The following is a 17,578-nucleotide window of genomic DNA, read 5'->3' as shown; positions in this document are numbered from 1 at the left end:
CTCAACTCATACTCAGACTCAACGGATCCGACATCGATACAAGGACGTTGCGTATTCCCCTGAATGGAGCGCGTCCATGTGCCATCAGCATGTTGTCGAGCAGCATAATGTCCCCTTGTTGCCACGGGAAGCTGATGCTGACCTGGCGATACGCTTCCCGGATTGATTCAAGCACGTCTTCTTCTATTCTCGTGCCGTCCCCGTAATAAGCGTTGCGTGGGAGTTCTTCTTCCTTAAACATCGCCGCAAGCGAGTGCCGTACTTCCGGCTGAAGATTGGAGACGTGGAAAAGATGGGCCTGGTTGAACCACAATTTCTCCCCCGTTTTCGGATGAACGGAGACTGCCGGTCGAACCTGCCGCGTGCGGAGACGGTTCTCGTCTATCCATTCAAACTCGATGCTCTGTTTCCTGCAGTACGCTTCGACTTCAGCTCGATCGTTTGTCTGGAAGGCTTCCTGCCACGGTAGATCCAATCCGAATCCATAATTGCGTACGTACATGACCTGCTTCCGCTCGAATGTCTCACGAATCTTCGGATCGATCAACTCATACACCTTTCGGCTATCCCCGATCGGTGTTTCCCCGCCGACCTGTGCAGCTGTGTGGCAGTAGAACCAAATCTTCATCGGCCAGACTGACGAGTAGGAGTTTTCGTTGTGCAACGGAATGTGTTGGTCCTCCGGATATTCAGTGGACGTGTAGACGTTTCCGCTCACTTGTCTACGCGGTGTTGAGCGCTCCTTGTATTCAAGCAACTCGGTTGACAGCGATTGAACAAGATTTTGGAAATCGTCCATCGACCGGATGGTGAATCCACGAAGCCGAACTACTCCATACTTCGTCAGCAATTCTTCAATCTCGGGCTGGCGGGTCTTGAGCCATTTGATCTCGTTCAAGTCTTGTACATCTGGCTTAATAATGAGAGGCAGGTTTTGTTCCCACTTATTCGGAAGGCGAATGTCTGCGGTTACCACTTGTACTTTTTTGGGTCTCATGCTCAACAGTCTCTTGCGTTTCTCAGAATCCAACTGTCTATATTCCATATTCTTCCTCACTACCTCCTCTTCAATAAGAGTGTTAACCACGGTCTGAATATTTGCTTCCGGCTGATTCGCGAGTCCTTCGGCAATTCGGTGAAACCCGACCACCATCTCTTCCACAGTTCGGTCTTCAAACAGTTCAGCGTTATACTCTAAGAAGCCGGTGATCCCCTCTTCCGTATTGACCAGTTGCATCTCCATCTCGAATTTGGCTGTTCCCCGGTAAATATCCAGTTGACGCATGGACAGACCTGGAAGGTCCAGCGAACGATGAGGCTTGTTTCTAAGACCAAAGACAACTTGGGTAAGAGGTGACTGGAGCTGTTGACGGTCAACGACTAACTGCTCCACTACACGTTCGAACGGAACGTCCTGATTGGCAAAGGCGTTTAGGGCCATTTTCTTTACCCTTCTCACCAGTTCGAAAAAGGTCGGATTGCCCGAGAGGTCACTTCTCAATGCCAAGGTGTTCAAGAAAAGCCCGATCATTTGCTCGGTCATTCCCCCTTGGCGGTTGGAGATGGAAGTGCTAACGACGATATCCTCCTGCTTCGTATATCGATAAAGCCAAGTGGTAAAGACGGCGAGCATCGTCATGAACAGTGTTGCTCCTTGCCGATTTCCAATCTCCTGAAGCTTGGAGGAGCATTCCTTGGACAGGCGTACACTCTTACGTGCTCCTTTGAACTTGCGACTACCTGTGCGCGGACAGGAGATCGGAAGATTCAGCAAGGTGAGAGGACCCGCGAGATGCTGTTTCCAGTAGCTCAATTGCTCGGTTTCTACCTCCCCCTTTAACCACTCTCGCTGCCAATATGCGAAATCTGTGTATTGGACGGACAATTCAGGTAATTTCGGGTCCTGTCCAGCAACGGCCGCCTTATACAACTCCACCATCTCGTTTAAGAACACTTCAATTGACCACGCATCGGAGATGATATGGTGCATGGTTATAACGAAGATGTAGTCTTTCTCCCCTAGGCAAAACATTTTAAACCGTACAAGGCTAGGTTGTTCCAGCTGGAAAGGAATCCTTACTTCCACTTCAGCAAGCTGCATCGCTACTTCTAAGCGTTTCGACTCCAGCTCGTTGCTCAGGTCAACAATTGGCATTGGTAGCGTCAAATCCGGGGAAATCACCAGTTGCGGTTCTCCAAGATGGCTCTCAAACCCGGTACGCAGCACTTCGTGACGTCGGACGATCTCGTTCAGGCAATCGTGAAAGATCTCCAGATTCAGGTTTCCTGTGAGCCGGATCGCAACCGGTATGTTATAGGAGGAATTGCTTGGGTCCGCCTTGCAAAGGTACCACAACCGCTGCTGGGCGTACGAGAGCGGCAGCTTGCCTCCTCGTGGCACCTTGACGAGCGAAGGGCGTTCTTTGAGCCCGCGAACGCATTTCGCCTCTTCGATTATCCGGGCTAGACTTGCAACGGTCGGCTCTTCGAAGAAGCGACGCGGGGAGATCTCCACGGAGAAACGTTTATTGATCCTTGACATTAGTTGGATGGCGATCACTGAGTCGCCGCCAAGATCAAAGAAGTTGTCGTCCGCGTTCACATGATCTAGGTTCAGCATTTTTTTCCACACTTCAGTCAATTCCTCTTCAGTCTTGGTTAGGGCGGGTCCGGTTTCACTGTCTTTCCCAGGTTGGAACTGCGGTTCAGGTAACAACTTCCGGTTCACCTTACCGTTTGGCGAAAGTGGAACAGCGTCTATTGTCATAATCAACGAAGGGATCATGTAGGACGGCAACCTGTCACGCAAATATCCTTGAAGTTCGGCGGTAACATCGGCAATTGGCCGGTTGAGCACTACATATCCGACCAAACGCTTGTTGCCGTGTTTTTCTCCGATCGCCTTTACGACAACGTTTCGTACCGCATCATGCTGGGACAGAGCCGCTTCAATCTCGCCCAGCTCGATTCGGTACCCTTGGATCTTGACTTGGAAGTCTTCGCGTCCCCAAAATTCGATGTTGCCATCCGGCAGGTATCGGCCAATGTCTCCCGTCTTGTACAAGCGCTCGCCCGTCACCGGGTGCCGGATGAAGCTTGCGTTTGTCTTTGCTTCGTCCTTCCAATAGCCCTTCGCCAGACCGATCCCTCCGATATACAGCTGTCCCGGCCCCCAGGTCGGACACGGCTCCAGCAGTTCGTTTAGCACATAGAAGCGCTGATTTTTCATCGGCTTTCCGTACGGAATGCTCGTCCACTCCGGATCTACTTCGCCGATCGGATAGAGAATTGACCAGATCGAAGCTTCTGTCGCCCCTCCAAGTGAGATGATTTCTACCGTGGGAATTAACTTGCGCAGGCGATCCGGCAGGGAAACCGGGATCCAGTCTCCCGAGAGCAGCACCAGGCGAAGGCCTTTCGGCAGAAGATCCGCTTGCCCATCCGCATAATCGACCAGCATCTCCATGAGCGCTGGTACGGAGTTCCAGATCGTCACCCCTTCGCGCTTCATGATCTCCGACCAATGCGACGGGTCTCGCAGCCCCTCCGGCTCCGGGAAGACGATCGTGCCGCCCGCCGCCAAGGTACCGAACAGGTCATAGACGGAGAGATCGAAGTTCAGCGCAGAGAGCGCGAACACCTTGTCCTCCGGTTTGACACCAAAGCGTTCGTTAATATCCAGAATCGTATTTACCGCCCCTCTGTGGTCGATCATGACTCCCTTTGGCTGACCGGTCGAACCGGAGGTGAAGATCACGTAGGCGAGATCATCCGGGCCTTGTACCACGTCCAACGGGGTGTCTTCATAATCCTGCAGGTCGGCATCTTCGACCGTGAAGACACGGACATGGGACGGCCACGCGATTTTATCCATCCAGCCGGTCTGTGTCAGTGCAATCTCGACTTCACCGTTTTCCAGTAGGTACAAGAGGCGTTCTTGTGGGAGATTCGGGTCAATGGGCAGGTAAGCCGCTCCCGCCTGCAGGATACCCAGTGCCGCCAGCACCTGCTCCCAGCCTTTCTCCATAACGATGGCGATCAGGCGATTCGGAACGGCTCCGGATTCTCGCAGTTTACGGGCAAGTTGATTGGTGCGTCGGAACAACTCCCCATAGGTCAGTGTCCGGTCTGAGGACACGACAGCGCGTTGGTCCGGACGCTGTGCAACCTGCTCCGCAAACAAAGTGTGTAGCAGGTTGTCCGTCACAAGGCCATCTGTGGCATTGATTTCTCCATGCTGTCTGCGTTGGGCCTCAGGCAGCAATTCGGGAAGAGCCCTTTTCCAGGCGTCGTCGTCCGTAGCAAGCCGGACCAATAGATTGTAGTACGCATCGAACATATCTTGTATCATACCCTCTGGGAAAAGCTCTTCTACAACATCCCATCGAAAGATCAACGCACCCTCTCTCTCGGATACGGCATGGTCAAGATAGACTTGAGGAGTTTGCGAAACTCCAGCATTCATGTTCTCCTTCCAGAGAGATGGAAACGCCCCCTCTTCGCTAGTACGCCTATCGACAAGCATGGAGGTCAGTACAATTGGCATTGCCGCGCGAGTGCCCACTCCACCTTGCAGGCGGTTAATCTCACGCAGCACCTGCACTCCACTGAAGAGACTGTGATCTAGATCACTGAAAAGTTGTTGCTGGACCGCCCTTGCACGTTCCTCGAAACAAGTATGATGGAGGTTGACCGCAAGAAGGATGGACGATGTGAAGTCGCCGACAATTTCATTGACCTGATGGTGAATAGGTAGACGGTTAAACTGGGTCAGGTTGATCGTGAAACGCTGGTTCTTACTCCATCTCCCTAGCACCGTTGCGAATGCGGCAGCAATCAGACCCGAAGGTGTTACACCCGCCCGTGCTGCCCGAACGCACAAGGACCTCCATGCGTCTTTCTCCAAACGAGCGCTGTGTCTTATGAAGCGCGGCCGTTTGAGGTCCTCTGGACTCGCGGCAAGCGGAAGATCTGGTGCGGGCGGAAGGTTTGCAAGACGTTCCATCCAATAACCCTTCGCCCTTTCGTAATATTCGGTCCGACGGATCTCATGCTCAGCCAGTACGTAGTCCCTAAAGGAAAGTTCTAATGGCGGCAGTTCAAGATCCGGATCATCATATAGACGGAACAATTCAAGAGCCAAGATCCAGCGGCTCCATGCATCTGCCGCAAAGGAATCGGTACTTATGTGTAGCATGGTACGGCGTTTATCCAGTTTGGTTGCCCGAATGTCGAACAAAGGCCATTTGTCAAGTGGCAACATCTGGTGCGAAAGCTCCTCGCGAATCCCATTCAGCCGTTCTTCTGCCGTCTCGCTATCCAACCTTTGTAGATCAAGAACTGAAATCCGGTATTCCGGTACCTTGTCCAAGATACGTTGCTGTCCGTCGGAAGTAAGAACGGAGCGCAGCATATCATGTCGGTGGATCAGCTTGTTCAATGCGCTATTCAGTCGGTCAATGTCCAGGTTAACCGTTTCCAACTCCAAATAGCTATGAGTCGAGACATTACCAAGCTCGTAGAACCCATTGCGCCCCACCCAATATGCTTGTTGGATATCTGTCAGCGGGAAGGGTTCGGTTCGTTTCTCAAGGTTCGGGCTAATCGTCGGAAGAACGGTTGTAAAGGCTTTCCGCTTTCTTGCCTCCTCTTGTAGTGCCATGATCATCTCAGCCATTCCGGCAACATTTACCGTGTCGAAAAGAGATCGTAGCGGTAGATCCACTCGAAATTCTTTCCGAATTCGTGCAATCAATTGAGCCGCGAGGAGAGAGTGACCACCAAGTTCAAAGAAATTGTCATTCATACTGACTCTTTCTAATTGAAGCACCTGACCCCAGATATCCGCCACTTTCTTTTCCAGTTCCGTTCGTGGTGCGACATACTCCCTTTCTGCTATCTGGAGCCCTAGCTCGGGAGACGGTAATGCCTTCCGGTCAATTTTCCCGTTTGGTGTCAGAGGGAAACGCTCCACTCTCACATATACACCCGGAAGCATGTATTCCGGCAACTTCTCCTTGAGATACTGACGGAGTTCAGCAGGCGAGGGGACTTCCGATCCATTTATCAAATAATACGCGACCAACTGCGATTCTCTAAAACTCCCTTCGGACAGAACCACCACGGCGTTCTGCACTGCTTCGTGCTGGCAAAGCATAGATTCGATCTCACCAAGCTCCACACGAATCCCGCGCAACTTAATCTGGTTATCCATCCGTCCCAGGTATTCAAATATTCCGTCTCTGGTAAGACGTACAATGTCTCCGGTACGGTAAAGGCGATCGCCCTCTGCGGAGAATGGATTCTGTACAAACTTCTTTTTAGTGAGTTCAGGCTGTTTGAAATAGCCGGGTGAGACCCCTCTCCCCCCGATGTACAATTCACCTGGAACTCCAAACGGCACCGGCTGCATTTGGCTGTTCAAAATGTAGAAATCCACGTTGTGGATCGGACGTCCGATCGGTACGGTGGCGGCCCTCGGCGGAAACGCTAATACTGGATAGTAGCTTGAGGTCATCGTACACTCGGTGGGACCATACTGATTGACTAAAGTAGTAGACGGAAATACTGCTTGAGCTTGCTCTACTACAGTCCGGTTCAACACTTCACCGCTCAGCAGGATCATACGCAAACCTTCGTACTTCCATTTCAGGTTAAGGGCAGTCAATGTTAGGTTATTCAGTAGTGTCGGCACAATGCCGAGTAGGCGGGTCACCCTCTTCTCTTCGATTAAATTCAGAAGACGTTCAAAGTCGAAGATATCCTCCTCACGCGGAAGAACCACACAAGCTCCCGCTGTAAGAGGTCCGATCAGATCCCGTATCGAAGCGTCGAAGGAGAATGATGCCAATTGTAACACCACATCTTCCGGCTTCAGTTGATACGCTTCCTTAATGAAAGTTAGATAGTTGACAGGCCCCTGATGGGAAGCCATGACCCCCTTGGGACGCCCCGTTGACCCGGAAGTAAAGGTGATGTAGGCGAGATGGTCTGCCCTTGAATGACAGATGGGGGCGATTCCTTTCTCGTTTGCGTAAAACTTTGGTACTGCATCCAGATCGAGTATTTTCCCCTCAAAAGGTGGCCGTTTGCTTCTAACCTTACTTTGAGTGAGTAGAAGGACAGGCTGAGTCTCTTCGATCATCATTGCCAAACGCTCTTTTGGGTAATTGGGATCCAAAGGGATGTAAACGCCACCTGCCTTCCAGATTGCCAGGATGCCTATTACCAACTCAAGGGAGCGCTCAACGGAGATGCCAACCATGGTTCCAGCTGTTACCCCGTGCTTTTGAATGGCGTGAGCCAAACGGTTGGCCTCTTCATCCAACTCTCGGTAGGTCAGTCGATGTCCTTCGAACTCTACCGCCGTCCGGTCTGGAGTCTTGGCAACCTGCGCTTCGAACAGCTGATGAATGAGGAGTTCACCCGGAATTTCCTTACGTTCTCCTTGAGATATAGCAAACAACTCCTGAACCTCCTCTTGACTTAAAAGTGGCAAGAGGGAAATTGGCTGATCCGGCAGTTCAGACATGGAGCGAACCAGGATGCGAAAACTTTTACTCATCCGTTCAATCGTACTCGAATCGAACAGATCGGTACTATATTCGAAGGTCAGATGCAACCCGTCTTCCCGTTCGACTGCATAGAGCGACAGATCGAACTTCGAAGTACCTCGCTCAACGTCGAGCGAACGGATGGTAAGATTCTGAAGACGAATAGGATCTGTCGGGACGTTATCCATGTCAAAGAATACTTGGAACAAGGGATGATAGCTCGAACTTCGCTGCGGTTGGAGCACTTCCACCAACTTTTCAAACGGAAGATCCTGGTGTTCATATGCTTCCAATGCGGTTTCTTTGAATTGCCGAAGTGTACAACGAAAGGTCGGTTCACCAGAAAAATTTGTACGCATGACCAGTGTATTAACGAAAAAGCCAATGATCCCTTCCAATTCCCGACGACTGCGGTTAGAAATCGGCGTACCAACCACAATATCTTCCTGTTCCGTGTAACGGTAAAGAAAGGCTTGGAAAGCGGCGAGAAGGGCCATGAACAAGGTAACCCCCTCGGTCCGACTCAACTCTTTTAGCCCCTCGATTTCATCTTGAGGGATGACCAAGTTCAATCTCGCCCCTCGGTAGCTAAGAACGGGCGGGCGTGGCCGTGTTGTCGGGAGTTCCAAGAGGGGGCATGCCCCTCTGAGCTTGTTCTTCCAATAGTCGATATGTTTGTTCATTAAACCTGCATTCATCAGTTCTTGCTGCCAGTGAGCATAGTCAGCATATTGAAGCTGCACCGGAGGCAATGGGGAGGGAAGACCTTTCTCAAACGCATTGTATAAGGCGACAAGTTCCTTCGTGAATACAGCACGAGACCAAGCGTCCGTAATGATGTGATGAGTTGTTAGGAGAAGGACGTTATCGTCCTCCCCCATTCGAATCAAAAGTCCTCTCATCAACGGGCCGGTGCTGAGGTCAAATGGGCGCAACGACTCTTCCCTTACCAGTTCAGCCATCCGAGCTTCCCTGATCTCGGTGGGTAGATAATTCAGATCGATAATCGGCAGCTCGAAAGGAACTGACGGTTGTATTGTCTGGAAGGGTTTCCCGTCGACATTGGTGAATGTCGCCCGCAAAACCTCATGGCGTTCCAGCATCACGGTTAACGCATTCTCCAGAGCCGTTACATCGAGTGTTCCTGTAAGACGTAGTGTGGACGGGATGTTGTAAAGCGGACTGCCTGGCTCCATCTGGTCCATGACCCAAAGCCGTTGCTGAGAGTACGAAAGCGGGTAAACGTTTGGGTTCGGTCTTTTTTGGATCACATTATTCTGATGTTCGGACTGTCTGTTCTCCTTCCTCAACAGCTCCAAAAGAGCCTTCTTTTCGGGAGAGAGTGCTTCCAAACGATGGCTTACGTCTCTCATGCCGATCCCCCTTTTTCAGACAAAAGCTTCTTGACTTCTTCATCGGATAGGCCTTCCACTAGGTCGAGCAAATCCGTAAGATCTTCATCTTCCTCTCGAAGTAACAGTAGCCCCTCAATCTCCTGTGCTAGTTTAGCCACGGTAGAACCTTCTAACAGACTGCGAAGGGATAGGTCCACGCCGAATGCTTCCCTTAATCGGGAAATCAGTTGTGTGGCAAGGAGCGAATGTCCACCAAGGTCGTAGAAATCCTGATTTCGCCCCACTTTTTCATAGCCGAGCACATCCTGCCAAATGCCGGCGATTCTTTTCTCTACTTCGGTTTGTGGTTCTTCTAATGTGTCCATACACTCCAGCGTGTGCCAGTCAGGTGCGGGAAGGGCCTTGCGATTAAGTTTTCCGTTCGGTAGAAGTGGAAACTTCTCCACGGGCACATAAAAGGAAGGCACCATGTAAGCGGGCAATCGTTCTTTCAAGTGGCGCCGCAATACACCTGTGTCTGGTTCATACTCCGGCTTCATTACGACATATGCGACAAGACTTTTCTCTTCGGCCCTAACTTCCCGAAGGACTACTACCGCTTGTTGTACGGCCTCATGTTCGCCAAGACAGGTCTCAATCTCGCCAAGTTCAATCCGAAACCCACGAATCTTGAGTTGGTCGTCCAACCGGCCCAGATACTCTATACTCCCGTCCGGCAAGTATCTCGCCAGATCACCTGTGCGGTAGAGTCTCGCCTCTTTGTTGTCAGAGAATGGATGTTTCACAAACTTTGCTTGTGTCAAATCCGGCCTTTTCAAATAACCACGGGTTACTCCCGCACCGCCGATACACAATTCTCCCGGCACACCAACTGGCACGGGCTGACCGAATGAATCTAGCAGATACACTTCGGTATTACGAATCGGACGACCGATTAAAATTGGACCGTCCATAGAGGTAATCTTGTGCAAAGTCGACCATATCGTGGTCTCCGTTGGTCCATACAGGTTCCAAACTTCTTCGGAGCAAGCGGACAGTTTCCTAGCCAAATCGACAGTGAGCGGCTCCCCGCCACAAAGCACTTTTAGACTTCCCTTATTTGACCATCCCGCTTGAAGCAGTAAGTTCCAAGTCGCAGGAGTGCCTTGCATAACGGTAACCTGTTCCCGTTCCAGGAGCTCTGCAAGTGAATGTCCATCAGCTACCACTTCCTTCGAAGCTAAAACCAATTTAGCACCGGTGATGAGAGGCAGATAAAGTTCGAGTGCCGCAATGTCAAAGGAAATCGAGGTAACTGCAACCATTACATCATGTTCCTGAAGCCCTGGTACGTTTTGCATAGATAATAGGAAGTTGACAACTCCACGATGCGGCACCTGCACGCCTTTAGGTTTTCCGGTAGAACCAGATGTGTAAATAACATAAGCGAGATTCTCCGGTGAAAGGCCGTCGATAACGGGCGGATCACTCTCCTCTTGAATATCATCAGGGAGGAGTACGGAGACCTGCGGGTCATGCAATTCTTGCAACAGTTCCTTCTGAGTCACAATTGCGATCAAATCCGCATCTTTGATCATGAACTCTAGGCGTTCTTTCGGATAAGACGGGTCGAGCGGTACATAGGCAGCACCCGCCTTGAGGATGCCAAGGAGTCCGATTACCATTTCCAAAGAACGCTCCATGCAGAGGCCGACCAGCTTATCCGGTCCTACACCGAGGTTTTTCAACTTAATGGCCAGTCCGTTCGCCTTAGCATCAAGTTCACGGTACGTCAGCGTTCGTTCACCTTCTATAACGGCAATCCGGTCAGGGGTACGTGCCGCTTGTTGTTCAACCAACTGATGAACGCATAGCAGGTCCGTCTCCTCATATTCGGAAGTGTTGTTCCACTCTACGAGCATCTTCTGTAGTTCCTGGGGTGAGAGAAGAGGTGCCTTATCATATCTACCAGTAGGATCATTTGTCATTGCGGTTAGAACGTTTTGGTAGTACGCCGCGATTTGATCCATTTGCTCGGCGTTCAGTTCATACGGATTGTAGTCAAGAGCGAGGTGAATATCCCCGCTGTTGACATCAACAGTAAACTGGGCAGTCAGGGTGATGAAGGTATAATCGGTGTGCTCAGCATCCAGCACCTCAAGCCCTGGTAGCTCCGTCAATCCTTCGTATACATGGAAGTGAGTGTAGTTGAAGGCCGTTTCGAATAACTGTTGCCTTCCTCCATAAAGACGCTGTAGCTCAGCAAGCGGAAAGCGCCTGTGAGAAAGAAGGTCGCGCTCTTTTTCAAATGCTTGCCTTGCCAGATCCACCCACCTACTGCCGCTCGACAATTTCGCGCGTAGCGGAACAGTGTTCAAGAAGAGACCCACCACTTTCTCCCCTTGGTATTGTTCCAACCGGCCGTTTTGAAACATCCCCGTCAGAACGTCCGTCTGACCTCCCAACAAACTAACTACGCGTAAATGTGCAGCCAATAGAACACTTTTCAGAGGTAGCGAGGCCGACTTCGCCATCTGACGGAGACCTTCCGACACATTCTTGGGGATCGGTACCCAAATACGATCTTTAGCTGCACTCGCCTCATCAGGCCTGCGGCCCCAACGAGGTAAGTGAGTCGGCATGCAATCCCTCAGTTCATTCTCCCAATAAGCTTTCGATGACTCGTTCTCCAAAGCATGTTTTTCAGCCGCAACATAGTCACGAAACGTGCTCTCAAGTAACGGCAGCGGCGGAGTATTAGGTTCCTTCAAAAGGGCGAGATAATCGCTGAATAACTCGGTTATCAAGGAAGCTACGCTCCAGCCGTCCAGAAAAGGCTCAGTCATTGTGAACTGGAGGGTCTCGTCCGTCAATCTGTGGACATTGAAACGCAACAGTGGAGCTTCCTTCCAATCAAACTTGTTCCGCTTCTCCGCGTGCAGAAATTCAGTGAAGCCAGCCTCCTGTTGCTCCGGCGTCTTGTCTCTCCAGTCGTTGAATATTAAACGCGGGATTACCTTCTTATGAACAAGCTGCATCGGAACGCTATATCGACTGACGTCAAACGAGGTGCGGAGCATCGGATGCCTGGCCGTTAAACGCTCCAATGCTTGGCGGATGACCTTATCATTGAAGGGGGCTTTTAAACGGAACGTGGTGATATAATTCTTGTAATCCGGGTTGTATTCGCTATGGAAGACGAGACCCGCCTGCAACGAGGTCAATGGGTAGGCATCCTCGATTCCGTCTGGGACTAACCGCCGGTCTTCTGGCTTGAGCAGTGCAAAGGACTGTGAGGTCATTTTCACTTCATAAGACGGATTACTCTGACCAGCAGCGAATGCTAATTCACGAATAGTCTGATAGCGATAGAGATCTTGTAGCGATAAATGAATGCCGAATTCTTTGGCCAAGGTGAGTACCCTTATGCTTCGAATCGAATCGCCCCCAAGATCGAAAAAGTTGTCTAGGGCGCTGATCCGCTCCACTCCCAGCACGTGGGACCATACCGATGCAAGAGTTTCTTCAATCGGTCCGCTGGGGGCAACGTACGGAAATGACGATATGCGATCATTCCATTGCGGAGCGGGCAGTGCTTGCATGTCTATTTTGCCGTTCTCGGTTAGCGGGATGCGATCGAGAATTACAAAATGCGCCGGCACCATGAACTCAGGCAGCTTGGATCTTAGGTAATTCTTCAGTTCTGACGTTTTGAGCACATTTTCCATGTTCCGCAGTACAATGTACGCTACGAGTACCTTTTCACCCGTACGGTCCACGTGTGCTAATACAACAGCTTCCCTTACTTCCTCCCGCTGAAGAAGGGCGGACTTAATCTCTCCAAGTTCAATACGGAAACCGCGAATCTTAACCTGATGGTCAAATCGCCCTACATATTCTAATTCCCCATTCGACAATCGGCGTGCCAAATCGCCGGAACGATAGAGCTTTGCACCTGTGTCGGCGACGAATGGATTGGCGATAAATTTTTCTGCCGTAAGCTCAGGTCGGTTCATGTAACCTTGCGCGACCCCTGGTCCACCAATGTACATCTCGCCGATGACTCCGTAAGGTACCGGCTGCATATTACGGTCCAGTAGATATACCTGGAGGTCTCGAATTGGTACACCAATCAAGCTGTTTTGACGACTCAAATCCTCCAGGGTGATCTGGCGGTAGGTGACGTGTACAGTAGTCTCAGTAATACCGTACATGTTGATTAATTTGGGATGGTCACAGCCATGCCGTTGAACCCATGGTCGGAGACTTTCAGGACTTAGCACCTCTCCACCAAAGATTACGTATCGAAGTAACAAGGGGAGCTTCATCTCTGACCGTTCCTCCGCGTAGATCAGCTGCTGGAACGCTGACGGCGTTTGATTCAGTACGGTAACGCCTTCTCGATGTAACAGCCGGTAAAATTCTTCTGGATGACGGCTAACCATGTACGGGACGACTACCAATCTTCCTCCCTTGAGCAACGCTCCCCATATCTCCCAGACGGAAAAATCGAATGCATAAGAGTGGAACAACGTCCACACATCTTCTTGGTTAAACTGGAACAAGTGATCAGTGGACTCAAACAATCGAACCACGTTTCCATGGCTGACCAGTACACCTTTGGGTTTCCCTGTAGAACCGGATGTATAAATGACGTAAGCTAAGTGATCCGGAGAGAGCGACAAGCGAAGAGGCTGGGTATCCTCTCTACTTATGTCATTATTTACATCTTTTAGCAGTAGGATTGTAGAGGTCCGCTTCCTCAACCGCTCTAGTAGATGTTCTTGAGTGAGCAGTAGCGAGAGCTCAGCATCTTCTATAACAAACTCAAGACGCTCTTGCGGATAAAACGGGTCTAGCGGAACATAGGCCGCCCCCGCCTTGAGGATTCCAAGGATCCCTACGATCATCTCTAGTGAACGCTCAACGAAGATTCCTACTTTATCGCCTGGAAGAACACCTTTTTCCTGAAGAAGACGAGCAAGCCGGTTGGCTCGAGCATCGAGCTCAGAATAAGTCAGCGAACGATCCTGGTATGAAATTGCCACCTTCTCTGGCGTTGCCAGCACTTGCTCCTCGAATAGTTCGACTAATGTACGGTGGGGCAACTCGCTTACAATGGGGGTAGGAAGCAGTTCTTGCCTCTCCTCCTCTGTCAGCATAGGCAACCTGTCGATCTCCTCTTCTTCGTTTGTTGTCAGACTGTCCAGAAGCACGGTGAAGTGGTGTAGCATTCGGGTTACCGTCTTCTCTTCGAACAAGTCGGTATTATACTGCATAGTCAAGATTAACCGGTCTTCAACCTCCGTGACAGTCGTGGTCAAATCAAAAAGAGAAGAAGTCTCAGGTAAAGGTACCGTTTCAACCTGCAGACCACCCAACGTTGAAATGCCCCCTGCCTTCCCCGCAATAATTGCTCCTGCTTCTCGAATGGTACCGACATTCTGCATGACAAATACCGTCTGATAGACAGGGGATCGGCTTGAATCGCGCTTCGGGTTAACTTTCTCCAGCAGCATGTGGAACGGATATTCCTGATGAGCGAATGCCCCGAGTACCTTCCCACGTACTTGACTGATGAGGTCGGCGACCTTGTCACCCTCTCGTACAAAGAACCGCAGGGGCAAAGTGTTTGTGACGAATCCAACAAGTTTGTTCATCGCAGCCCGTGTCCGTCCTGCCATTGGAGAGCCGATAATGATCTCATTCTGACCGGTGTAGCGGTACAAGAAAAGTAGGTACGCGGCCAAGAGAGTCATGTATAAAGTTCCATTGTGCTTGGCAGATAGTTCCTTTAAACGTTTGGTTTGTTCATCACCCAGCGTGAGTGTGCAGCTCGAACCGTTGTAGGTCTGGACGGGCGGACGCGGACGGTCCGATGGGAAATCCAGAACAGGTAGTTCGCCTGTGAGCTCCCTCAGCCAATATGCTAAGTGTTCTTCACCGTTGCATTTCAGCCAACTCTCCTGCCAAACTGTATAGTCCCTGAACTGCATGGCTGGCATTGGTAGCAATGACTCACTGTCAGTTCCCTCCAATTCCAGTAAAGTAATGGTCTCCTCTATCAGGACGTCGACCGACCATAGGTCAACAATTATGTGATGGAAAACCCACAAAAGTAGGTGCTCCTCAGTCGAACAGTTTAAGAGTAGCGTTCGCATTAATGGTCCGCTCTCCAGATCAAAGGGACGTTGCGTCTCAGCAACAAGAAGATCCAGACGCTGTTGATCACTCCAAGAGGCAGCTTCCACGTAAGTAAACTCAATGCGGGGCTCGTCAGCAATCTTCTGCAGAAGTCCTCCGTTCTGGTCTTCAATAAACGTGGTGCGCAGTGCAGTATGCCTTGCTGTAAGGATCTGGAGGATATTTCTGACCTTCTCTGTTTGAAGTGGTCCCCTAATCTTGACAGCCCTGGCGATGTGATAAGCTGAACTGTGTGGTGCCAGCTTCTGTAGAAAATACAAGCCTTTCTGACCTCGTGATGCTGGGATCAATCCTGTCTGTATTCCATGGTCGACGGGGAGGACTTTATAGTTCATATCCAACTTGGTCAAAATTATATCTCGTATATCCTCCAGTTTCATGTCCTGAAGGAATGTAACTGCTGGGACCATGACGCCCCACTCTTCCTCTAAAACATGCTGTAACTCGAACGCCTTCATCGAGTCGATCCCCAGTTCGCTGGGCGACATCGCGAGATCAGCAACTGATTGTGTGACACCAGTTGTTTGCGATAGCAGGTTCAAGAATATTCGCTCGATTTCAGCCCTGCGGTCATCTCCATGTTCGATAGAGACGGATTTCCGCAGATCCTCAACTGAATCCGAGACCTCATTTGAGTATACACGCCTGCCAATCTCGTTTAGTTCACCGGCAAGAAATCTTTCACGGGTCAGCCCCCGTTGAATTTTTCCGCTCGACGTCTTGGGAATTCCGCCGAATTTCACCAAGACGACCGCATACGGCTGAACCCCGTACTCACGCAAGATTTCTTGTGTAATCGCGTCAACCATCTCGTCCTGAACCAATGCGCGGTATTTGCGTTGAACCTCCTGCACGATCACCAGGCGCTCTTCGTCCTCAACAGTGATTGCAAACGCTGCTGCAGCATTAGGGCGTGCGGCGGGATGGCTCTTCTCGGCTGTCAGCTCAATGTCCTGTGGGTAGAGGTTTCGCCCCCGGATGATGATCAGATCCTTCATGCGGCCGGTCACGAACAGATTCCCTTCATACAAGAAGCCCATATCGCCAGTTCGGAGGAAGGGACCTTCACCAGTCTTCAAAAGATACGCCCGAAAGGACTCATCTGTCAGCTCCGGCATGCTCCAATAACCTTGAGCTACACTGGGTCCTTTAACCCAGATTTCTCCAATTTCCCCCTCTTTGCACTCAGTAAAAGTTGTCGGATCGACAATGCAAACTTTTTGATCCATCAGACTTTTGCCACTGCTGACAAGAACCTTGCTTTTATCCTCCGGTGACGAGTTATGTACCACTCCTATGTACCCTTCTTCGAGAGACTGTCTGTTGCATGTCAGCGTTAATGGTCTCGTCCAACCCCCGGTTACTATCAACGTCCCTTCTGCTAATCCGTAGCAGGGGAAGAACGCTTCGGGCTTAAACCCGCAGCAAGCGAACTCATCGGCAAATCGTTCCAACGTAGATGCCCGAATTGGCTCCGCCCCATTGAATGCTACCCTCCACGAGCTAAGGTCGAGGGTGCGTTTCTGATCTTCGGTTATTCTTTCGACACATAAATCGTATGCGAAATTCGGACCGCCGCTGGTCGTTGCTTTTGTACGAGAGATCGCTTTCAACCAGGAATACGGCCTCTGCATGAAGTCATAAGGTGACATTAAGGTAACCGGGTATCCCGCGTACAGCGGCTGAAGAATACCACCAATTAATCCCATGTCATGATAAGGAGGTAGCCAGATTACACCCCGGTCGTCAGTCCCCTGCTCGAAGGCCGTTTGTATCATCTTTGAATTATGAATCAAATTGCCATGAGTGACCATGACCCCTTTTGGAATTGAAGTGGAACCGGATGTATACTGCAGGAAGGCTAGAGTATCCCAGGTAATCTGAGGTTCTTTCCACAGGGTCTCTAACCTTTTGGGTAGAGCGTCTGTTGCCACCCAGGTCAGCCGATTTAATTCCGGAACTTTCTCAAATCTATCGGATATTTCATCTAGCAGTTTGGAAGATGTTAGGGCCACAACAGCTTCAGCGTTTTTGGCAATCGCCTGCAAACGTGGAATCAAACGGGTTGATGTTGGAGGATAGGCGGGGACTGCAATGCCCCCTCCATAGAGACATCCGAAGTAAGCTGCTACATATTCAAGACTAGGGGGATACAGTAACAGAATACGTTCACCAGAACAGCCGAAACTTTGTAAAAATGCACCTATTGCCCGCGCCTTGCGATCCAACTCGGAGTAAGTGATTCGAGCAGAAAGTTCATCTCCGTCAAGCAGAAACTCATAAGCGGTTACATTGGGCTGGCGGATTGCCCTTTCGCGTAGGATCTCAACAAAGTTAGATGTTTCCCGAAATGACATCAAGTTGAGTTGACTCATCTTGTGTGCACCTCCCCGTTGTAACTCGATATGTCAATGACAGAAAAGGGAACAATACAATACAGCACTGTATCTACGAACATGTCGTTGATACAAACGGAAGGACGCCCGA

At 50.5% G+C, this 17,578-nt stretch carries 2 protein-coding genes; both read right to left on the bottom strand.

What is annotated here, in order from left to right:
- Position 1 precedes the first annotated feature (1 nt).
- Positions 2–8,926 (bottom strand): non-ribosomal peptide synthetase, encoded by an 8,925-nt coding sequence (locus tag M516_RS23105; RefSeq protein ID WP_051188158.1) that lies wholly within the window; start codon positions 8,924–8,926, stop codon positions 2–4.
- A complete protein-coding gene (locus M516_RS0108620; protein WP_029098755.1) occupies positions 8,923–17,466 on the bottom strand; it encodes a non-ribosomal peptide synthetase in 8,544 nt (2,847 codons plus the stop codon). Before M516_RS0108620 ends, M516_RS23105 begins: the two co-directional genes overlap by 4 nt.
- Positions 17,467–17,578 lie beyond the last annotated feature (112 nt).

This window comes from Brevibacillus thermoruber 423, assembly GCF_000454065.1.
Classification (GTDB): Bacteria; Bacillota; Bacilli; order Brevibacillales; family Brevibacillaceae; genus Brevibacillus; species Brevibacillus thermoruber.
Note: the sequence above shows the minus strand (reverse complement) of the source record. Positions and strands in the feature narration are given on the sequence as shown.

What these genes read in the sequence shown, in the direction of transcription:
- M516_RS23105 (WP_051188158.1), bottom strand. Translation starts at nt 8,926, where the DNA reads ATGAGAGACGTAAGCCATCGTTTGGAAGCACTCTCTCCCGAAAAGAAG.
- M516_RS0108620 (WP_029098755.1), bottom strand. Translation starts at nt 17,466, where the DNA reads ATGAGTCAACTCAACTTGATGTCATTTCGGGAAACATCTAACTTTGTT.